Source organism: Methylomonas sp. MgM2 (genome assembly GCF_054172045.1).
The window spans coordinates 1-21,316 of record NZ_JBSYXO010000050.1 but is presented as its reverse complement, the minus strand read 5'-3'; the positions used below and the strand labels follow the sequence as shown (position 1 = coordinate 21,316).

The 21,316-nt window shown below is 46.8% G+C and carries 17 protein-coding genes, 3 pseudogenes and 1 other annotated feature; of the genes and pseudogenes, 15 read left to right on the top strand and 5 right to left on the bottom strand.

Annotation, left to right across the window (positions count from 1 at the left end; genetic code table 11):
* Positions 1 to 58 precede the first annotated feature (58 nt).
* Positions 59 to 484, bottom strand: coding sequence for a hypothetical protein (locus ACW73I_RS21455; RefSeq protein WP_458031544.1), 426 nt, complete (start codon positions 482 to 484; stop codon positions 59 to 61).
* Between the two features lie 381 nt (positions 485 to 865).
* On the opposite strand from ACW73I_RS21455, the pseudogene ACW73I_RS21450 reads away from it, so the two are divergent.
* The 7 genes and pseudogenes from ACW73I_RS21450 to ACW73I_RS21420 all read left to right on the top strand — a co-directional run.
* Positions 866 to 1,021 (top strand): annotated as a pseudogene (locus ACW73I_RS21450) (transposase); the annotation flags it as partial.
* A gap of 66 nt (positions 1,022 to 1,087) precedes the next feature.
* A pseudogene (locus ACW73I_RS21445) lies at positions 1,088 to 1,324 on the top strand (integrase core domain-containing protein); the annotation flags it as partial.
* Between the two features lie 614 nt (positions 1,325 to 1,938).
* The gene (locus tag ACW73I_RS21440; protein ID WP_458031543.1) at positions 1,939 to 2,256 is read left to right on the top strand and encodes a BrnT family toxin; all 318 of its coding nucleotides are present in this window, start codon (positions 1,939 to 1,941) and stop codon (positions 2,254 to 2,256) included.
* The gene (locus tag ACW73I_RS21435; protein ID WP_458031542.1) at positions 2,225 to 2,500 is read left to right on the top strand and encodes a BrnA antitoxin family protein; all 276 of its coding nucleotides are present in this window, start codon (positions 2,225 to 2,227) and stop codon (positions 2,498 to 2,500) included. The genes ACW73I_RS21440 and ACW73I_RS21435 overlap by 32 nt, the downstream gene beginning before the upstream one ends.
* Before the next feature lie 782 nt (positions 2,501 to 3,282).
* Positions 3,283 to 4,533, top strand: a complete 1,251-nt coding sequence (locus ACW73I_RS21430) for a hypothetical protein (RefSeq protein WP_458031541.1) — start codon at positions 3,283 to 3,285, stop codon at positions 4,531 to 4,533.
* 265 nt (positions 4,534 to 4,798) lie between these two features.
* Positions 4,799 to 5,316, top strand: a pseudogene (locus ACW73I_RS21425) (transposase); the annotation flags it as partial.
* Positions 5,083 to 5,199, top strand: a sequence feature (AL1L pseudoknot). It overlaps the preceding pseudogene by 117 nt.
* A 616-nt stretch (positions 5,317 to 5,932) precedes the next feature.
* On the top strand, positions 5,933 to 6,187 hold the full coding sequence (locus tag ACW73I_RS21420; RefSeq protein ID WP_458031540.1) for a UPF0175 family protein: 255 nt from the start codon (positions 5,933 to 5,935) through the stop codon (positions 6,185 to 6,187).
* Between the two features lie 12 nt (positions 6,188 to 6,199).
* Here ACW73I_RS21420 and ACW73I_RS21415 read toward each other — a convergent pair whose 3' ends face one another.
* Positions 6,200 to 6,343, bottom strand: coding sequence for a hypothetical protein (locus tag ACW73I_RS21415; protein WP_458031539.1), 144 nt, complete (start codon positions 6,341 to 6,343; stop codon positions 6,200 to 6,202).
* Between the two features lie 51 nt (positions 6,344 to 6,394).
* Between ACW73I_RS21415 and ACW73I_RS21410 the strand changes: the two genes are divergently transcribed.
* Positions 6,395 to 7,591 carry a Fic family protein gene (locus tag ACW73I_RS21410; protein WP_458031538.1) on the top strand — a complete coding sequence of 399 codons (1,197 nt, stop codon included), beginning with the start codon at positions 6,395 to 6,397 and terminating at the stop codon, positions 7,589 to 7,591.
* 82 nt (positions 7,592 to 7,673) lie between these two features.
* Here ACW73I_RS21410 and ACW73I_RS21405 read toward each other — a convergent pair whose 3' ends face one another.
* Positions 7,674 to 10,115, bottom strand: coding sequence for a TOTE conflict system archaeo-eukaryotic primase domain-containing protein (locus ACW73I_RS21405; RefSeq protein WP_458031537.1), 2,442 nt, complete (start codon positions 10,113 to 10,115; stop codon positions 7,674 to 7,676).
* A 93-nt stretch (positions 10,116 to 10,208) separates the two neighbouring features.
* On the opposite strand from ACW73I_RS21405, the gene ACW73I_RS21400 reads away from it, so the two are divergent.
* The 7 genes from ACW73I_RS21400 to ACW73I_RS21370 all read left to right on the top strand — a co-directional run bounded on the left by ACW73I_RS21400 (position 10,209) and on the right by ACW73I_RS21370 (position 18,776).
* Complete coding sequence (locus ACW73I_RS21400) at positions 10,209 to 10,448, top strand: helix-turn-helix transcriptional regulator (RefSeq protein WP_458031536.1); 240 nt, start codon at positions 10,209 to 10,211, stop codon at positions 10,446 to 10,448.
* On the top strand, positions 10,445 to 11,707 hold the full coding sequence (locus ACW73I_RS21395; RefSeq protein WP_458031535.1) for a HipA domain-containing protein: 1,263 nt from the start codon (positions 10,445 to 10,447) through the stop codon (positions 11,705 to 11,707). The genes ACW73I_RS21400 and ACW73I_RS21395 overlap by 4 nt, the downstream gene beginning before the upstream one ends.
* Before the next feature lie 246 nt (positions 11,708 to 11,953).
* Positions 11,954 to 13,396, top strand: coding sequence for a Wadjet anti-phage system protein JetA family protein (locus ACW73I_RS21390; protein WP_458031534.1), 1,443 nt, complete (start codon positions 11,954 to 11,956; stop codon positions 13,394 to 13,396).
* Complete coding sequence (locus ACW73I_RS21385) at positions 13,371 to 14,054, top strand: DUF4194 domain-containing protein (RefSeq protein ID WP_458031533.1); 684 nt, start codon at positions 13,371 to 13,373, stop codon at positions 14,052 to 14,054. Before ACW73I_RS21390 ends, ACW73I_RS21385 begins: the two co-directional genes overlap by 26 nt.
* Positions 14,051 to 15,226, top strand: coding sequence for an ATP-binding protein (locus ACW73I_RS21380; RefSeq protein WP_458031532.1), 1,176 nt, complete (start codon positions 14,051 to 14,053; stop codon positions 15,224 to 15,226). Before ACW73I_RS21385 ends, ACW73I_RS21380 begins: the two co-directional genes overlap by 4 nt.
* Before the next feature lie 11 nt (positions 15,227 to 15,237).
* Positions 15,238 to 17,652 carry an SbcC/MukB-like Walker B domain-containing protein gene (locus ACW73I_RS21375; RefSeq protein ID WP_458031531.1) on the top strand — a complete coding sequence of 805 codons (2,415 nt, stop codon included), beginning with the start codon at positions 15,238 to 15,240 and terminating at the stop codon, positions 17,650 to 17,652.
* Positions 17,649 to 18,776: a Wadjet anti-phage system protein JetD domain-containing protein gene (locus ACW73I_RS21370; protein ID WP_458031530.1), complete on the top strand. Its 1,128-nt coding sequence runs from the start codon at positions 17,649 to 17,651 to the stop codon at positions 18,774 to 18,776. The genes ACW73I_RS21375 and ACW73I_RS21370 overlap by 4 nt, the downstream gene beginning before the upstream one ends.
* 205 nt (positions 18,777 to 18,981) lie before the next feature.
* On the opposite strand, the gene ACW73I_RS21365 is transcribed toward ACW73I_RS21370, so the two are convergent.
* Together ACW73I_RS21365 and ACW73I_RS21360 are read right to left on the bottom strand one after the other, a co-directional pair.
* The gene (locus ACW73I_RS21365; RefSeq protein WP_458031529.1) at positions 18,982 to 19,779 is read right to left on the bottom strand and encodes a hypothetical protein; all 798 of its coding nucleotides are present in this window, start codon (positions 19,777 to 19,779) and stop codon (positions 18,982 to 18,984) included.
* Positions 19,780 to 20,200: 421 nt separating this feature from the next.
* On the bottom strand, positions 20,201 to 21,211 hold the full coding sequence (locus ACW73I_RS21360) for an AAA family ATPase (RefSeq protein WP_458031545.1): 1,011 nt from the start codon (positions 21,209 to 21,211) through the stop codon (positions 20,201 to 20,203).
* Between the last annotated feature and the right edge of the window lie 105 nt (positions 21,212 to 21,316).

Below are 21,316 nucleotides of genomic sequence, written 5' to 3'. Positions count from 1 at the left end.
CTTGCCCGAATCGTTTTCCGGTTTGGCTATTTCGTCCAACATCGACTCGACTTGCTGCTTATCGTTGCTGTCCTGCGTGAGCGTGGCCGCGACGATGAGTATGCTTATCCACGTCGACGACTGCCTGGCCGTTGCACCCCTGCACGAAACCTTCGTGACCGGGCATGATGCGAGATTCTTCGTCGGCCAGGTTGATTTGATCCTTGGCTTTTGGGCCCATTTCCGGCGCTTTGGGTTCTTGCCCATGCGGCTTTTGCCCGGCAGCGCGCTGGGCTTCGCGGCGGGCGACTTTGTCGGCATAGTCTTTCCGGGCCTGTTGATCGCGTTCTTTAACGCATTCGGCAATCTTGGTTTTAGCCTCGGCCAGCGCTTGCAAGCGCTCTTCACGGCGAGCGATTTCGGCGGGTAAGTCATGCTCGTCGCCCGCTTCTTGTTGATCGATTTGGGCCGCTTGGGCTAATAAGGCTTGGACCTCCTCACGCAATTGGGCTTCCAACTTTTCGATATACCCATGGGATAGGGCTTTGTGCTTCGAGCAGGGCAATCGCGCTTAAATTCCGCGAACAATCGCAGCAAATAGTCATTATCCCAACCGGCGCGCTTGCGTTTGACCTTGATGCCGACTTTTCGTTGAGGATCGTTCTTGATCAAATTTAAAGCGATATGGCGCATTGTTGACGCCGGGCGAAAATTGACCAACCGTACCGGTTGAAATTTGACCAGGGGCGGAGCCGGTTTTTGGGGTCACCGGCTGTGGATAAGTGTAAAGGAAACGGATAACAATCGGTAGAGAGGGGCGCCGAAAAATTGAACAACCGGTTAAGTGAAAAACCTGCGACTTTTGAACGTCCGAAAGGACAAAGAAATGGAGCAGAAGATGTCCAAAAGACCGAGAAGAAAACATTCAGCCGCCTTCAAAGCCAAGGTAGCCCTAGCCGCGTTAGCGGGTGACAAAACCCTGGCTCAGTTAAGTCAAGAATACGAAGTCCATCAGAACCAAATTGTCGACTGGAAGAAGCAACTAAGCGAACGGGCGATTGAGGTGTTTGGGAAGCCGACGGAGCCCTCCTCGCCGCCGGTCGATCTGCTCAGTATGGACGGCCGCGGCGCCTGGCGGGATAATGTCTTTGTTGAACGGCTATGGCGTTCGGTCAAATACGAACGCGTTTATCTGCATGCCTATGATTCCGTCACCCAAGCCCGCGCTTCAATTCTGGATTATTTCGAGTGGTATAACCACAAACGGCCTCATTCCAACTTGAACCGGCAAAAGCCTCATCAGGCTTATAACGACTTGCTACCAACAGTTAAAAAGGCAGTCTAACCAACGGCAGGGATTTCACTTTAATTTTCGGCGTTACTGTTCAAACAAATGGGGCCACTTCTCCTTCTAAGCTCCTGTCTAATTTTTGGACAGGACAGGTTAATAACCCTGGTCAATTTTCTGCCGGAATTCGGCCTCTTACATGGTCAATTTTCAACCGGCGTCAACATTGATTATTAACGCCAAATATTTCGCCGCGCACACCACACAAGTGGATTTGTAATAGCAAAAATATCAACCTTTGTGCGCAACCGCGAAATGTGTCGTAGACCCACGAAAATCAAGTCACGCAAAAATCACGCAAGCCAGATTTCAAGCATAAAAAAACCAGCTCTGAATTCTCAGCAACTGGTTGATTTGTATATCGTTTTGATGGTGGGTTGTGTGCGATTCGAACGCACGACCATCGCATTAAAAGACCGAAAAGTAAAAATTAACTTCAATTAAATCAATGCGCTACATTCTGCCTGTTATTCATTATGAGCCTAGCAAAGCCTGATAAATCGGGAGTGTGTATTTAGGAAAAGCACATTTTACGCACATAAAAATTGACTCTTCTCGATACAGCATTTTGAGCGGGTTGCACAATAAGTATATGATGATAATATACGCCTATGATTGACTACGCGCGAATAACTGGGTTTGAGTGGGATGCTGGCAACGCGAGAAAAAGCGTTGATAAACATAGCGTCAGCCAATCGGAAGCGGAGCAGGTATTTTTTAACCAACCGTTGCTAATTTTGGAAGACCAAAAGCACAGCCAACAGGAACCGCGTTTTCATGGCCTTGGTAAAACAGATAATGCCCGCCTTTTGCACATTACCTTTACCCTGCGCTCAGTGAATACCCTAATCCGTGTGATTTCGGCGCGCGACATGCACCGAAAAGAGAGAACTGTTTATGAGCAAAGCCAAAAAAATACTGACATTTAAAACCGAATCAGAAGAGCGCGATTTTTGGGAAGCTCACGATTCCAGCGATTATCTGGATTGGAGTCAAGCGCAAGTGGTTTCGATGCCTAACCTTAAGCCCTCAACCAAAACGATTTCGTTGCGGCTACCTGAGAGTTTATTGGATAGCATAAAGATCGAAGCCAATAAACGCGATATGCCTTATCAATCATTGATTAAAGTTTGGCTCTCCGAAGACGTAAAAGAAAGTCGCCGCACCCGCTGAATCTAATACTGCAAATATAAAGCAGATAGATTAACTAATAAAACAATTGTTATTTAATCTTGAACTGCCGGCCAATTGCCAACCAATGTGTTTCGATCACCAATGACGGCGGTAGAATGTATTTGCCCATCTGTATTGCTAAGGATGTTCCGTTGCGAGACTTGACTATAGATTTCTGGGGTAATCCCCACGTTTTATAAATTACAGGGGGCTTAAAAAGGAGATTTGTATCTCAATTTGTGAATGTGATAGATTTCAAACGGAAGGTATTTGAAAATTACTTGTATAAAGATAGAGAAATGTCATGTTCAACTTAAGTTTGAATAAGTTAATCGTTCCGTCTTGGGTCGCTGCTCTCATATTATCGCCAACGGATAGTAGTGCATTGACATTTGATATTTTTGATCCTTATGTGGATGTAGTTCCTCTTAGCACCAAAGAAAACTTTCCTTCTAAGTATATGGCGGCAGTAATGTAAGTATTTATGTTCCGCCGCGTGGAAATTTGGGGCTCGATTCGAAGACTATCATCTACGAGGCACCAGAAATTACAATTATTCCGAAAAGCGTTACTCTTGCAATCGATTTTGGGTTTGCACAAAGTGTTGAAGTTAGTGGTCGCCTTTTCACTTCTGCATCCGTAATTAATCACGGTAATCTGACTCCTGCATTCGGTCCTGAACTATTGAAAATTGACGGAACTTATATAAGGCCCCTGGCCCTCAGGGGAGCTGTGGTAGCTTTTTTATAAGCACCTGTGTCGATACATTCGATCTACCAGCCGTGACTAATGATCCAGAGTTCCCTGGCTTAAATAAACTTGACAAAGCAATCTTGACGGAGTGGGGTAATGATCTCTATTTTAGAGGTAAACCTGTAATTACTGATTTTTCATCTGCAGTGGGTAGACGATTCTCTATCGGATTCGAAGTTACAGATGCAGCTGTAACTGGAGTCGATCAATTTAGAAATAGGGTTTCAAGCATCCCGGCGCTATTAATTAATGCAGACGTGGTATATACGCAGCGCTTTACTCAGGCTCGCTTGGAAACAAACCTAGCTCAGGCTGAACGAGCAGATCAATATCAACAGTGGGCTGACGATGCAGCCAAGCTTTCCAAATTACTCAATTTCAGTACGCTGATAAAACGAGGGGCGCTAAATGATCCTTCGTTAATTAATTCCGTAAGAGATTTTGTAAGAGAACCTGCACTTCAAGAGACCCTTAATATCATCGATGCTGGAGCTAACCGGGATGGTGCTCGGGAATTGCTAGCAAATCAACTCGATACTGCACTTAGTGCTGCTACGTTTATTGTTGGAAAGTCCTCTCCGACAGAGCGCGTCTCTTTTTTAGCACAGACGTATGCAAATTATTACGCAACTTTGGCCTATGTTACCGAAAGGTTGGCTGAAGATCCTCCTCGTAATGACTATTCGTTAGTTGAAACAGAGGATGAAGTTAGCTTGATAGACAAAATCGAAGGACTATCAGTCTTTCAGCAAGAAGGCTTATTGTTAGATATTGATAAAGAAGGACTTATTTCAGGTGCATTAGCATTCGATAAGCTGTTTTCTTCACTAATGTCCTATGAACGCTACCAAGGAGCTTTGATTGATCAATCTTGGTCTATCGCTGATCAGCAATATTTCGCGGCACTTGGCTCCTATGAGAGCGCTTTAGATTACCTTGACTTATTTAATCCGCTCGATTCTATTACCGCCGATATTAACAATCTTACGGATTGGTTCGAAGTTAGAAAAATCCTCTACGATAGTTTGAGCGATGGCACAACTCAAGTTGAACTGCAGGAACTTATCGCAATTCTCAGCTTGGATGGTCTTGATAAGGATCTTGGTAATGGACTCATTACCTTCGATTTTGAGGTTGATCGATTATTTGGAACAAACCTAGTAACTACCTACCGCAATAGTGATGATCCCTCCAAAGTGCCTTTGCCAAATTCGGCAATCTTAATGATTTCTTCCTTCTTATTTGTCGGGATGTTAAAACGGTTAAAGAAGACTGGGTGAGTCACTACTTATGAAGAGAATTTTACGATTCATTTGAATGATCCTTGCCGCACTCAGGCTCTAACGCAAAATATAAGGGAAGCAAGGCCTTAAGGCTCTATAGCTGATTGAGCCCCATTTTGCCTAGTTTACGCCAGCCATCCACAGGAGGGACCCGCCGGGGCAGCGCAGCGGCAGCCCCAGAGGCGGGAGGTTCCTGTGGTTGGGTGGCGGGATGAACCGCCCCGGATTTCTCGGAGGCTCCAACCTTTGAGAGAATGGAGCAATGAAAGAGAAAACCATAAAACACTATTCCCCGGAAATAAGGGAGCGAGCCATACGCATGGTGCATGAGCATCAAAGCGAATATTCATCGGAATGGGCGGCTATTCAATCGATAGCCGCCAAGATTGGCTGTACTGCGGAAACCTTGCGTTGCTGGATTAGGCGATCGCAAACCGCCACCGGAATGCCGAAAGAACCGGTCAGTAGCGAATCAGAACGGATCAAAGCATTGGAGCGTGAAGTCCGAGAATTACGTCAGGCCAACGAGATTCTGCGCAAGGGGTCGGCTTATTTTGCTCAGGCGGAGCTCGACTGCCCGTTCAAACGATGAAAGCCTTTATTGATGAGCATCGCGAGGTTTACGGGGTCGAGCCAATCTGCAAGATATTGCCGATTGCCCCGTCGACGTATTATCGGCATGCGGCGCGCCAGGCTAATCCCGAATTGCGATCTAACCGTGCTAAGCGTGATGAGGTCCTGAAGCAGGAAATTCGTCGGGTTTGGGATGAAAATTTCCAAACGAACGCCTTTTGCTTCGTATTCTTGATATTCAAGAACAGAGCGAGTACCCCAAGTACGGGCATCTTGTTTACGCCGAAAAGTTTTTGTTTTGATTCCCTTACCAGATTTGGTAAGAATGGTACGATAACGGGTTTCGCCGTTTTTGAGACCAATTTTGATGATATGAAAATTTAGCATCTGTGCATCCTCAGGCCAGAGGTTTAAAACACAACTACCAGCAAAATCACTGTAGTCGATGGTTTTAGTACACAGCTACCTAAGCTTAAAATCCCTTTTAAACCATTGATTTTTCAATCAAACTGATGGTGGGTCGTGAGCGATTCGAACGCTCGACCATCGCATTAAAAGTGCCAGAAGAAAAACTTAACTTATTGTTTTTATTTAACTAATTAATTCGTGATCTTGCTGTTGCTACCCGTATTGATCCGCATTGTGCCGTATGGAGTTACCCAAAAGTTACCACAGGTTTTTCTCGTTTTATCTCGAAAATTGGCTAACCAAAACCGAACAGTACCTGCCATTATAGCCGTTTGAAAGCTTTTCCCATTTTACCGCTACGGTTGTTAGGCATTAAGATTACACATAGCTCCCCAGCCGATTTTTGAATAAATCCATGCAACAGACTGTCACTATCGAATGTCCGCCAGAGATGTTGCTCGGTCTTCATATGAATACCGAAGACTTTGCAGACTATTTGAAAAAACAGGCTGCCATCAACCTTTTTAAAGAGGGTAAGTTGTCTTCAGGTACGGCTGCCGCATGGCTGGGTATTGAGCGATTGGGATTTCTAAGATTGGCTTTTGTGGCAGGCGCTACCCTATTGGAAGATACCGCCGACGATTTTACGCGTGAAACCGCATTACTATGATTGTGCGCCTAATCACGCGCCATTTATGTCCAACAACCTCAGTTCTCCTACAAAACCGGCACTCTCTTCCTTCAACATGTCATTAAACTTCAATGAAATCAGCTGATTATCTGGTTTTATTGTATCGGCAACAAAATCGGCAATAATTTTATCCATCTGTATAATTAGTCTATGAAAAACAATTCATTAGATTAGTTAAAGATCGGCATGCCAACCCCAACCGAAACGCCTTATCGCATTGAGCCTTGTCTGCTGGAAAATCCACCACTGGATGTAGTCGACTTGGTGGCTGAATTGACCTCACTGACTGAGCAGCTAGGTGCCCGATTACATCCCGATGCCGCAGCCAGCCTGGCCGATATGGTGCGAATCATGAATTGCTATTACTCGAATTTGATTGAAGGCCATAACACTATCCCCCGCGATATCGAGCGCGCATTAGCCAACGAACTCGATAATGATCAAACTCGACGCAATTTACAGATCGAAGCCAGAGCGCATATTCGTGTGCAAAAACTGATCGACGAGATGCACACGCAAAATGCTTTGCCGGAACCGGCATCTTGCGATTTTTTGCAATGGCTGCATACCGAGTTTTACAGAGATGCCAGTTTTGAGATGCTGGTGATCAAGCAAGGTCAACAAGACTTCAAAATGGTGCCAGGCGAATTCAGATCGTTAACCGTTCATGATGTGGCTGTCGGTCGCCACCTGCCACCCAGCAGTGAAACGGTGACGGATTTCATGCGGCACTTCGAACAACGTTACCGACTTGAAACCATGGGCAAAGGCAGCCGAATTTTAGCGATGGCCGCCGCACATCACCGTTTAGCCTATATCCACCCGTTTCCCGATGGTAATGGCCGTGTCAGCCGATTAATGAGTCACACCATGGGGCTTAAGGCCGGAATCGGCGCATTCGGGTTATGGTCTATTTCCAGGGGATTGGCTCGCGGTCTGAACAGCAGGCAAGAATATAAACAGATGATGGATTACGCCGACAGTCCGAGGCAAGGTGATTTGGATGGTCGTGGCAATCTGTCGCAAAAAGCATTGACCGAATTTGTCAGATGGTTCCTGTCGGTCTGTATCGATCAAGCGAAATTCATGACCTCATTGTTCGAGTTTGATCAACTCGCCAACCGACTAAAAATTTACACCGAAAGACAAGGTTTACGACCGGAAGCCTTTTTCATTTTGCAGCGGATTCTGTTGCAAGGGGAAATGCCACGCGGTGAAGCGGAGCGAGTGACCGGCTTGAAAGAACGTAGCGCCCGTATGGTGTTGGCCGATTTGGTCAAGGATGGCATAGTTAATTCTCAGACCCCCAAAGGCCCAATATCGCTGCGATTTACCAGTCAATCCATCGACATGCTGTTTCCCAAGCTATTTGCCGAAAGCTGATGCAGTCTATCCAATAGATTGAGTTCACCTGGTTCTCAATTAATTCTGAAGCTTGAGCTCACGCGCGTTGATGATTTTTCAATCAACTATCGATCATTTTATAACCCAAACTGCGGTAACCCACTTTTCGTCGCTCACTCATTTTGTTCAGCATCGGCACCCGATCATCAACGTAGTCATAAATTCTGACTTCTGTTTTGGCGTGATGTAGTCGGTGGAGTCGCCCAACATACTGGGCTAATGTGCCTTTCCAGGAAATCGGCATCGCCAGAAACAAGGCATCCAGTCGGGCATCATCAAAACCTTCACCGAGGTAACGGCCCGTTGCCACAATGACGCGAGGTTGGTCATCGGGTACAGCGCCTATCTCGGACAACAATTGCTTTCGCTGTTTGGCACCCATGCCGCCCTGCATTTCAAACACGTTGGGTGTAAATGCTCTGATACGTTCAGCCAATAACGTCACATGCTCTTTTCGCTCGGTTAATACGATTGGTGAACGGCCATCGGCCAGCGCCTGTTGAATATCGGCCAAAATCAACTCATTTCGGGCATCGTCTTCCATAAGCGCCTGATAGATCGCATGGATGGCGATTTGACTTTGGTTTTCCTGCGTTTCAGGTGTGTGAAATTCCGTAAAGCGCTGAACTACGACATGATCAAACGGTCTGGCTAAGGCTTGCTGCTTGGCGCTGACTTGGTAGCGAATTGGACCGCACTGCATAAACACAATCGGATGATGACCATCTTTGCGGGTCAATGTCGCCGACAAGCCCAACACATATTTGGCTTTACAGGCGTTGGCCACTTTCTCAAAACTTTTGGCGGATAAGTGGTGGCATTCATCAAAGATCACCAGTCCGTAGTTGGCAACCAAATCATCGACTTCATGATTTTTGGTCAAGCTTTGCATGATGGCGACATCGATCACACCTGTAGGCTTATTTCGCCCCCCGCCGATTTTGCCAACCTGTTTTTTCGGTATATTCAAAAACATCGCAATACGTTCCAGCCATTGATCCAGAAGTTGTCGACGGTGGACTATGATCAGCGTATTGACTTGGCGTTGTGCTAGAACATACAAAGCTACCACGGTTTTGCCGAAGGCCGTGGTCGCCGACAAGGTGCCGGTATCGAATTGGAGTAATTGAGTGGCGGCTGGAATTTGTTCCTCGGTCAATGCACCCTGAAATTGAACATCCGGTAAGCGTTCCCCTGTATAGCGTTCATCCCGCAGAACCGCTTGGATATTCAATTCTTTCAACAAAGCTAGCAAATCGTCCAGACAGCCGCGCGGCAAAGCAATATGCTGGGAAAACAGTTCGGAGCAGGAAATGATCCTCGGCTTATCATGAGTCGATAAACGCATGGCCTGGGCTTTGTAAAATTCAGGATTCTGAATTGCAGCCAGTCTTAGCAGCCGAGTTTGCAAGGCGGTGGGTAGCATTTGTTTGTCGATGAACAACTGATTGCCCAGCACGATGTCCAGTTGCTTGGGCAGCAAACTGGCATCGATAGCGGCCTCTTTTAATTTTCGCGAAGGTGGCAAATTCCAGGGTTGACTATCGTCTTCTTCAAGCGGCATTTTCACGCCGAGAATTTTGTTCTGCTGCTCGGCTTTATCGAGCCAGAAGCGTAACTCGAATGGCGAAATACGCTTGATGGTGGAGAGATAAGCCCACTGATCGGGATACGCTATAAAGTGTTCGTCGACAAATTCGCTGTTACCGTGCTCACGCGCCTTTTTCTGCAACGGCAAGGCAATCAGATTGCCGAAACCACCTTTGGGCATCGTGTCCTGGTTGGGAAATAACCGATCGTAGGACTCAAATCCCAAATCAGGATATTGATCCATGCTCAGTGTTAACAGATAGGAGCCCAATTTTCTGGCTTCGATGGCTGGAACCGGCGTGCTGAAAAATATCCAAACATGAGCGCCTTTACCGGAACGCGAGCGCTCGATACTGACGGGAATGTTTTCCGTTTTACAAACCGCGCTGATGGCCAAAACATCCTGTTGCCAGGATGCCTTATCAAAATCCACCGCCAAAAACCAGCAACGTTCGTCTTGCAACAAGGGATAAACGCCAATCACATAATCTTCATGGGGCTTGGCTGGATTGCCCGCGCCCATCAGATGATTGGTAATCACGGCATCGGTTAAAGGCTGATAGGCCCGATATTGGCAATCGCCGCATTTGATACGCGGTTTATGACAGAGCGTCGGATGCCATTCGTTTAAGCACACCGGCGAATACCCCGTCTTTCCGGTTTTACTGCTTTCGAAACGCTTGGGATACACATCCTCGCGACCTTTGAACAAATCGCGAAACAGTTTGATCTTGTCTTGGCGAGAGGATTGATGGGTTACCTCTGCGTTGGCAAAACGTTGCGCAAAGCTTTCAATTTGTTCCTGCCGTCGTTGCCTAAGTGTTGCCAAAGCTTGAGCCACCGTCGCGCGTTCGGCATCTAAAGCATGGAGCCTTTGCTCTAACTCAGCGATCTCTTGTTCGAGGCTATTCATGGGTAGAAAATACCGATCGGTAATGTTTACTTGGCAAAGAGATGGTGCATCATTTAAAATTCCTGATCGGTAATATAACGACAACACGATACCATGACAAACCCAAAACCACCGCTCGGTAATATTCAGAATGCCATGGAGCTAGGTCAAATCGTTGCCAGCCAACGTAAAGCCCAAGGTTTAACGCAATCGGATTTAGCCGGATTAGCTCAGACCGGCACACGCTTCATCAGCGATCTGGAAAACGGCAAAGGCACGGTGCAATTCGATAAAGTCATGCATATTCTGAATTTGCTGGGCTTGGATGTTGTGATCATGGATCGGCAATCATGAAACGCTTGGCCGTATTCGCTGGCGACCAATTGGTCGGTCATTTACAGGAAAGCAAACAGTACGAATTGGAGTTCAGCTACACACCTGATTGGTTAGCTAAATCCGATGCTTTCGGACTTTCTCCCAGTCTGCCGCTCACCGAACAAACGCTCAGTTGCGACGCGGTCACCGCTTTTTTCGAAAACCTGCTACCGGAAGGCGATGTACTGAATTTCATCAGCCAAGCCGCGCAGATTTCCCAGACCAATATCTTTGGCTTGCTGGAACGATTTGGCGGCGATACGGCGGGAGCTTTTTCGATTTTGCCGGATGGCATGGAACCCAAGGATGAGCCGCATTATTTGCCCGTTACGCCGGAAGCCATCAAAACCTGGTTCGAGCGTTCCAGAGGCATTCCGCTGGATATTTCTGGCGAACAGGCGCGGATGTCATTGTCCGGCGCTCAGGACAAGATGACGGTTTTTATCGATGCACAAGGCAATCTTTTGATTCCGCTTGGTGCTGCGCCATCCAGTCATATCATCAAGCCTTCTATCCAACATCGGCAGGATATCCCTCATACCGCGATCAATGAAGCCTTGGTGATGGTCTTGGCGGAACGGATTGGCATGAAGGTCGCAAAGGCTCGCTACGCACCGGAATTAACGGCGGCGATTATCGCCCGTTATGATCGAACCATCGATGCTGATGGGCGCTTGCAGCGTTTGCACCAAAACGACCTTTGCCAGATTTTAGGTATCCCATCCGGCAAAAAATACGAAGCCGAAGGCGGACCTTCGCTCAAAGCCTGCTTCGAAGCAGTGCTGAGCCGAAGTAGTCAACCGGCGCTGGATAAAAAGCGACTGATCGAGTGGGTGATTTTCAATGTGCTGGTCGGCAACATGGATGGTCATGCAAAAAACCTGTCGTTAATGATTCAAGGCAAGCGGACACAGTTGGCGCCGTTCTATGATTTGGTCTGCACGGCGGTTTATCCCCAACTAAGCCAGAAGTTGGCGTTTAAGATAGGCGGAGAAAATCGGCCCAAATGGTTGATGGCTCGCCATTGGCAACGATTTGCCGAGGATGTTGCCGTCAAACCCAGATTTATCGAAAAATTGATGGCTGAAATGATTGATAGGATCGAGTCGGCATTGCCCAATGTTGCGGCAGAATTAAAGGAGATGATTTCGAACCAAGAAGAATTGCAGATGATTGAGAAGGTTAAAAACCAAATTGACCATTCAGTTGAATTGGTTAAATCCAGAGTCGAATCTTGATTCGGTAAAACTGAATATCCGAGCCAACAGATTAACGAAGACCTATTTTTCAATGTTCATGCGCTGAATTTCAGAGTCTTCAATAGCAAGCCATTCAGTGATTCTCTCACTGTATAAAAATCTGTGTGCGGCTGGGCTGATCTTGAATGAAATTCAGTTTACTGCATTTACTAATGCAGAATATTTTTAGCTTCACAACTACCCACTATAGAATTAGTGTTTTCCCTGAGTCTTTTATAAATCCCAGTGTTCTTTGAGTCTGAACGGCAACACTTTTTTCGTCCCCTAACCGGCAAACGCCGAGAGTTGGTGGTCGCCTGTTTGCGTGTACTGTACGAGCGCTTGCACGGCCCTAGTGCGGATTATTCACAAAACCTGACGCGCGATGCTTTAAAGGATTTGCTGAGTGCTTCTGTGCAAGGCTTGATGAATGATTTGGCGGTTGACTGTATTCAGGATGGTGACGAGCTATCTGCGTTAGATTGCGCTGACGATCAGCAGCTAATCACGGTGCTGATTCGTACCTTATTGAAAGACGGCTGGTTGGAAACCTTTGGTGACCGTTCTGGATTGGTCACGGCTTATCGCTTCAGTCGCGCGGGCAAACTCTTTGCCGAAGCGTTGTGGTCACTGGATCGTATGCGCGCTCGTAGTCGTCAACGCAATGTGCGCAGTTGCCGCAATGCGCTGGAAGCCGCCCGTAAAAATATCGACGCTTACGATTTGATCGACGCCTATGACTACGCTGAAAAAATCATCAGCGACTTATCGGAAGGCGTGGATTATTTTCAGGAGTTGGTGCGTCGTTTGATGAGCGAAGCATCCAATACCCCCTGGGACGAATTCATCGAGTTTCTGGATCGCTTTGAAAAAGAGTTCAAAAAGCAGCTAACTGCTGACAACGTAGATCGCCATCGTCAGGCCATCCTCGATAACTTAAGCCGCTTGCGTAATTTGGAGAGCAGCAAATTCCAGGCTCTTGAAAATCAGTTACAGGATATTGCGAGTTGGGCCGATGCCGAACGCGGTGATAACAGTATTTTTGATTGGCTACTGGATCGAATTGAAGACCGGGTAGAAGTCGCCTGTACCGGCAAACATCCTGAACTGATCAAGGCCATGAATATCTACATGCGTCGTGCCGCCAGTATTGTGCAGCAAGCCTTGATGCTCCAAGGCGGACAAAGTCGGCAAGGTTTCAGTCGGACAATTGCCCAAGTGGCGGCTCTGGAAGGTGATTATCAGACGCAATTTTTGCAGACCTTGGGCGCTTCTATTGCCGCCAGCGAAGTGCGCTTATTAGACCCATCTGCTTTTAAATTACGCAGCGCCTCGCAGCGCCGCAAGGCCTTGACTGTGACTGCATTACCCAAAATCAGTCGTGATGCACGATTGAATGCGGCCATACAACGCGCTGAAGCAGCGGCGTTTACCTTGTCCAATCAGGATGTGGTGAATTTCATACGCGGTGAATTGCGGTTGCGGCAACGGCCCATTCGCTTGTCCAGTCTGCCGGTTGAAACCGTCACCGATTTATTACAAAACATGCAAATGGTGGAAGCAGTGCGTGCTGCCCGCGATGAAAATCTCACTGCAACGCAATTGCCCAGCCAACTGCAAACTCCTTACTACACCGGTAGTGACTACCAAATCCAACTGAACCATGACCCTGACTCAAAGCCTGCTTGACCGTTTGCAGCCGGAAAACCTAAAGCTGCAACGTTTTCAAGAAATCGTTGCCCGTTTGTTTGCCTGGGGCATTATTGTGCGCGACGAAGACGGCGTGGAACAGCGCTGTTACGACGATGCCTGCCGCATCGAAAACCTATTGGTTGAATACTTTGCGCTTGCCGGTTTTCGGTTAATCCACGATCTGCAAAACGAGTTTTTCCGGTTGTACGCGCCTGGTGCGCAAATTCCCGGCATGGTCGAAGACGATGTTGATGTCGTGGCATCGTTACGTGCGCGGTTATCGGCGGATTTTGTCGCAGCGGCGTTGGCTTTACGGTTTTTATATCAGCAGGGTTTAGTGGAAGGTGGTAGCCGCCTCAGCGATGCGGGTGAGATTCTGATTCGTTTTGACGAGTTGGCCACCACTTTGCAAACTCAGATCAAACGGACATTGCCCGACAATTTGGGCGACCGCGAGCGCTTGCTAAAAGACTTGAAACGCCACCGTTTGATTCAGTATAACGCCTTGTTCTCGATGCACGATGAAGATGCCCTGATCGCCATTAGGCCGACCATACTGGGTATTATCAGTGAGGATGTGCTGGCAGCCGCTCTGGAAGCCGAAGGGCAGATTGAAGTTACCAGTGAGCCGGATGGCAGCGGAGAGCAGGCATGAAGCTAGATAAATTAATTTTGGTTAACTGGGGTTCATTGCGCAGCGATGAATATCCGATGGGTAATATGACCTTGTTGACAGGCCCTACTGGCTCCGGCAAATCCACCTTGCTGGATGCCTTGCAAACGGTGATGACCGCCGCCCACCAAAATATTTACAGCTACAATCCCGGCCAAGACGAAACCACGCAAACCTCGCGCAGCAGCAAGAGCAAGCGCACGCTTTGGTCGTACATCGTCGGAGCCGAAGACAATCTGTTTGCCCGTCCCAACGGCGCTCATGGCTATGTGGCTGGCGTGTTCAAGCCGGATGCCGGTGAAGAGGGTAAGCCATTTACCGCCTTGATTGCGGCGGCGGCGCGGGTCGATGGTTCGGGCGAACGTCGTCAGGCGGTGCAAGAACGTTTGGCCTTGCTGCTCATTGACGATGCGGTATTAAGCTTACCGGATTTGGTCAGCATGGACGGTGGCGAGCAGCTCTGTGTGGTTGAGGTGGAGAAAATCGAAAACCATTTGAAAGCCAAGTATCCGCAGGTGTTGAATTTACGTGATGCCAAGCGCGAATACCTATGTCAGTTGTATGGCCGGTTTCGCGGTCAGCGCAATGTATCGTTTCAGGAAGCCGAACTGGCCGCTAAAGCATGGAGCCAATCGATTGCCCATAAACCCATTGGCAGCGTCGACGAGTTGGTCAAAACTCAGATTCTGGAAAACGATACCCAGCAATTGCCACAACGTATTGGACAAATCAGTGAGCTGATGCGACAGGTCCATAATCTTCGCCAGGAAGGTGATCGTCTGAAGGACAATGTACTGCGTCTGGAACGGGTGGAAAAGCTGATCGATCAGGCTAATACGGCGTATGAATCTGCCTTGCAGTATCAACTGGCTTTGTCGCAGCGTGATTTGCTACATGACCAGGGGCAGATCGATCAGACAACAAGGGCTATCGTCGAACTGGAAAAAAACATTCACAGCGCACAGACCCAGATTGAGGGTTTAAACCGTGACAAAAAAAGCCTATACGATAGTCAAGTACGATTGGCCGCACGTTTAAGCGGCATTGAGGCATCCAATCAAAAACGGCACATTGAAGACCGGCTTAGCGCTGTATTGGCCCAAGCCAATGCCGCCGTTCAGAGTCTAAACACGGATTGCACAGCACGGCTTTGAGCATTATTGGCATGGCGTTTCCGCCTACCAAGCGAGAATTAGCCGAGGCCGCACGAACCCTGGCAGATATGCTGGCAGCGATTGAGCAAGCACCGTTAAATGAACTGACACAACAAGTGACACAGCTTTGTCAGCAACCACTAGCCGACGCGCATCTACTGTTGCAGGTGGTGCGGACATTGGACGGCATGGAAGCACGGTTCCAACAACTGCATCAAGTGCTGGCCGGTACCCAAAACAGCTTTCAAGCCGCAGTGCATAGTCAACTGGGGCAGTTACAGAGTCGCCAGGAAAAAGCCAAAACGCAAGAACGACAATTGGCCGATCGCAAAGCCAACCTTGCCGAAGGTGGCGCGGATTATCCTCATCACATCGCCCGTGCGCTGAAGGCCTTTCGCACTGAGCTACCCGCTGCGCGTGCGCAAGTATTGTGTGACTTGATCGAGCCCAAAGGTCAGCAATGGCAACCGGCGATTGAAGGCTATCTGGCCGGAGCCCGCTTCAACTTTGTGGTCGATGAAGCCTGGGAAGCGCGCAGTATCGAGTTCGTCAAGCAAAAGCATCTGAATGCCAAAATTGTTCAAGGAGCTTTATGTAAACAAAAAGCCAAGCCGGAGTTGTTATCAAAAGACTCGATTGTGCATGAGCTGCATACCGAGCATCCCATTGCCTATGCCTATTTGGTGGATCAATTCGGTCCGGTAGTTAAAGTCGATACGGTTGAACAATTACGCTATACCCCACGGGGATTGATGAGGGATGGCAATGCCTCTGGCTCTCGCACCATGTTTACCTCTGAAACCGACAATTTAGTCTTTGGTAAAGAAGCGCAGTTTCAGGCCCGGCAGAAGGCCATGGAAGACTACATCAGGGCCGAGCAGGAGTTACAAACCTTAAAAACTGAAGGTACACAGCTCAACGCCTTACTAGGCTTGTTAGTGAATTTACAGCCCCCCAGCTTTAGCGAGGCTGCCAAGCTAGAGCAGGCTTTACACGATCACGAGGCAGCACAGGCCGATATGGCACGTCTGGATTTAACGGAAGTGCAACTGCTGGAAGCCGAGAAAGATACGCTAGATCAACAAATGTCCGCCTTGGAACAACAGGTGCAACAGCACACGCTGAAAGCCGGAAAATTCTTGCATGACAAGGAGCAGCAACACAACACCCTGAGCCTTTTGCAGCGTGGTCTAGCCGCCAAACAGCAGAAAATTGAAGATGATTTACAACTGATTCAATGGCTGAGCATGGTCAACCAAGCACTATCGTTAACCAACATCCAACAACAGGTGGATGAACTGATGGTGAGTGCTTTATCCAATCATGAATTGCAGGATAAACACCGCACACAACTGATTGAGGCCACGGCAGCCTATGGTCGCATTCATGAAGGCATCGGCGATTACAACTTGCATGCACGTGGTCATGAGCAACTGCATTTACCGCACGATCATCAGATGCGTGACAGTGACTTTGCGGCGCAATATCGCCAGCTCATTCAATTATTGGAAGGCTTGCGTCAGCAATTGCAGGAGCAGCGCGAGATTGGCTTCGTCAAAAATCTGGATAAATTGCGCACCGCCGAATCGTCCTTCAAAGACGTGTTCACCAAGCAATTTTGCTATGAGATCAGGAATAGCGTCGATCAAGGGGTCAAAACCCTGAAAATCCTCAACACCGAGCTCGGCAGACTGAAATTCGGTACCGATCAGTTCAAGCTGGACTGGTCGGTGTGGGTGCCCGAATTCAAGGAGTATTACGACTTCTTCTGCGCGGCCTACGATTTGTCGGAATCGCAGGATGCCGGGGATTTGTTCGACAATCAGGAACTCAGTCAAGAACAGTGCCTAATCCGTGATCGATTGGTCGGACTATTGCTGGCCGATGATCAGGAGCAAGCCTTGAAGGAGTTGCAGCGGGTCGCTGATTATCGCAATTACCGCCGTTATGAAATCTGGAAAGACTCGGACAGCGGTTCGCGCGTGGCATTATCTGAATGGGGTACGGGTTCCGGCGGTCAGCTGGAAACACCGGCTTACATCATTCGCGCAGCTGTCGTCACCAATCGCCTCAAGCATTTCGATAAGGGTATGAATCTGAAATTACTGGTCAACGACGAATCATTTGCCAAAATGGACGAACGCCGCGCCCATGATGTCATCCGTTTTATCCGCGACAGTCTGGACATGCAATTGATCTGTGCGATGCCCACCAAACATGCTGGTGCGATCAAAACGGAATTTACCAAGGAATGGAGTTTCACCCGCACTGAGGCTGAAGGCAACGGTGAGGTGGATTTTATTTCGGAAGCGGACGAGCGTGACCTCAACCCCGACAAACTACGTGAATTGTGGGCATTGCGACGTCAGCAGGTTCGCCAGCAAACTATGTTGGCGTTTGAGGCCGATGAACAATCGAACGCATGAATAGACCACACTGGCTGAATCAGTCAGACGTTCAAACCCTGCTACATCGCCTGGTCGATAAACTCGATAGAGCCGACGACAAACCGTTGCGCCCAGTGAAACTCGATCGCAAAATTTTGCCCGCATTGTTTGATGCCGAGTTCGAAGCCGACAAAGAGGCTTATTGGTCATACTTAATGCAAATGCAGCAATGGGGCTGGCTGGCGATCAAAACCGACAAGACCCAACCCGGCAAAGCGCAATACGAATTAAATCCGCGTATTGAGATCGTTGATCCGGCGTTGTTACGCCAAGTCACCGAGCGCCCGCAACCGGTTAAAAGCTCGGCCCAGCTATGGCGTGATGCTGTGTATTCAAAATTGAATGTGGATGAAACCATTCGAGAGCAAGTTGCGGGACAGAAACTGGAAATCACAGGCAAAACGGCAACAGACATCGTCGAGCGGCTCAATCTGCTACCCAACTTAATCGATGAGCCTTTACTGTTACGCGAAGTCTCGGCCCGCCTATTCTGGGGGCAGTCCAAGGTGTTGGATAATCGGCAAGCTATGATCGCCACTTTGCTGAATTTAGATGAATGTCCGTTTCCAGAGTCGCCGATTCAATTACAGGTTTATTTGTCCACAACACCCTTTAGCGGCGTATTGTTCATCGAGAATCTAGCGACCTTTGAAAAAGCCAGTCGCGACACAACCACCCGTTTTGACGGGTTGGCTATCGTCTTTGCCTCTGGTTTTAAAGGCAGCGCAAAGCGCTTGCGCACGATTTCTGGCGTATCGGTGTATTTCGCGGCCCATGGGCATTTGGCACATCAAGATTGCCAACGTTTTTGTGACTGGCTAATCCATGATTCAGAGAAACTGCCTGTTTGGTTCTGGGGTGATTTAGACTATTCGGGCATGCAGATTATAAAATCGCTACGTCACTCGTTTGAAGGACTCGATGCCTGGCAACCCGGCTACCAACCCATGCTGGATGAGTTACTAGCTGGCAATGGTCATGAGGCAATCGCCGCAAACAAGAGCAAGCAAAAGTCCATTGATTCAACTGGTGCCGAGTATGTGGATACTACTCTGCTTCCTGCGCTTGCAGCCATCGGCAAATTCTTAGACCAAGAATTTTAGCGGAAATTTAAATTTTATTCCGAACCAGGGCAGTTATCGCTTAACTGGATACATACCCAACATGTTTGAATACAAAGCCTTCGGCAACTTTGCGCAGAAGCGCTTTTGGGGCTTGGCATACACATTTTCAATCGGGTTCAGATCGTGCCTATACGTTCCACAGTTTTAGATGTGACTGCGTTACTATTGTTATGGTCTGGAAGAGTTACGTGATCTGTGATGGAAAAATAAGCAGCTCGGCATCAAAAAAAGTTCTAGCTATGTAGCGAATTGATGCAATAGAGGGACGATTAGATGTGATGCGAATTAAACCCTCAATATCTACCGACTTCTTACGGCGCTTTAGCCGCTCATCGCCATTACTCAGTACATTCAGCATTCTATCGATGATCGTTCGTAATCCATCGTCGTCAAATTGTCGAGTTTGGATATCTCTTTTTTTGAGTAGATGAATTATCCCATCTTTAAGAGGTGTCTTTTTTATTTTGACGGGCTCATTTGAGCACCTAAATCCGATTGTTGATCCTCTTTGAAAGACTACGTAATGTTCATCATCATCAGGCAATGGCCCAATATCTTTCGGAGAGAACGCTGCGGAATTTTCTACTACTTGGTTAAGCAGATAAAAGCTATTCAACTCGGACGGCAGATGAAATTCTGGGGCTATATAAAATACAGATTCGCCTAATGTTTCAAGATCAAGCAGTAGATTGTGTTGATCAGAGTGCTTTGTCGGACGCAGATGCATCCGATAGTAGGGTACGGTCAATACGCCATCGCGATGTTCTTTAGAATTGGTTCGTTCCAAATAGTCGCTTAGTTTGAATTGAAGAAAGATTGGCTTTCCTTCAAGTGGAATCTTTAGGTCATAGCCGCCCCCATCTTTTCCCTCTTCATAAAGTGATGGAAACACTGGTGCTGCGACTACCGACGCCTTTAATGATGCGACAAGCTCTTCAGTAACCGCATATCCGTATGAGAATTCAGAAAAATCAGGATTCATAATGAGTAAAGCTTGTGTTTAATATTGCTGTCACTGATCGTCAATATGTTCATCTCTGGGTTGTATTTATATTGGTAACCAAAAAATAATAGATATGGAAATAGGCCAGAAGTTTGTTTCGTATAGACACCAGTTATATATTGTCAATTTTCGTGAACGTTGGCAGGTCTGTCTTCATAAAACCAGTGAAAAGTTGCTTTGATTGATGATCTGTACAAAATAAAGATTTGAATTCGAGACTGAAATAACATAATACATTGGTCGGACTCGATTTTTGTGGAATTCCTTATAAACCTTATTAGCAGCTAGGTTCCTATCAAAAAAATTAATTTATTGCAAAATTTCATTTGCATTTATTTAGAATAATTAAATTCTGATGGCGCCCAGTTTTAAAAAATAGCGCGTATTTCCATGGGTTAGTTTAAAGTTCTGATAATTTTGTCAATATTTGTTCTTTTTCCTTAGCAAGCGACTGATTGGTTATATCAATTGCGGGCTGAAATATATTCATATCCATTTCAAAGTGATTGAATTCATTCAATAACGTTTTTCTAGAAAGAAAGAACACTCGGTTGTTTACTGATGTCTCATCGTTACCTTGAAATGCCTTAGTAATTATATTGCTAAGCATATCGAATTTATTTGTGTTAATACTAAACTTTGATACCAATGTTTTTTCAGTATTAAGCCGAAGAAATAAATACGTATAAGTATGGGTGAGCGTCTTATGGAGTAATGGATAATTGTCCTTTTTAATAGCGATCGGATTAGCGCATGAAAGATTAGAAATATCTTCTGCCGATACTTCATGCTCAGTTTCAATTACGCCTTCGCCAATAACTCTTTTATATAGCTCACTGAGATTTACTTTCTCTGTTTGATAACCATGCATAACTTTTGTCAGCGCATCTTTTTCGTTCGTCATGTTGAATATTTGGGCGCAACCACGAAGAAATGGTGTAATTGAAACTAAAAATGTTAGCTCATCCACTATTTCTGATTTAATTGGCCCGCGTAATAATTCAAGAAACCTTGGTATATACAAAAGAATTTCAGCCTCATTTGAGTTAACGAATATAAATCCATTTTCTTCATCTGGGGTATTATTAAGGTAGTATAATTTAAAGCACTTTTGCATCTGATGCTCTAATAATTTTATTAGATCAGTATTGTGCGTTAAAATAATACTCCTTTTATCTGCAAGAAGCTTTAGAATTGCGTATGCAATTTTGTTTTTATAAATAGAGTCAAAACTTGAAATTGGGTCATCAAGCACGATGATTTCTTGCGATACTTTTTGTGCTTTCAATAGCTCAAATGCAAGTGATAAAAAATTCTGTTCACCATTACTTAAAGATAAATTTTTTCTATCACGATTTAAAAATTCATCATTGCCAAGAAGTAAGCGAAGATTGTTATCGGCATCTCGGATCAGTGAGATTTGCCTATCTAAACAATCATTAACAGGCTGTTGAAATTTGCCGCCATACCTTCGGTTTCGACGCCATTTTTTGAAGCGCCGGGTGGTCTGCTAGCC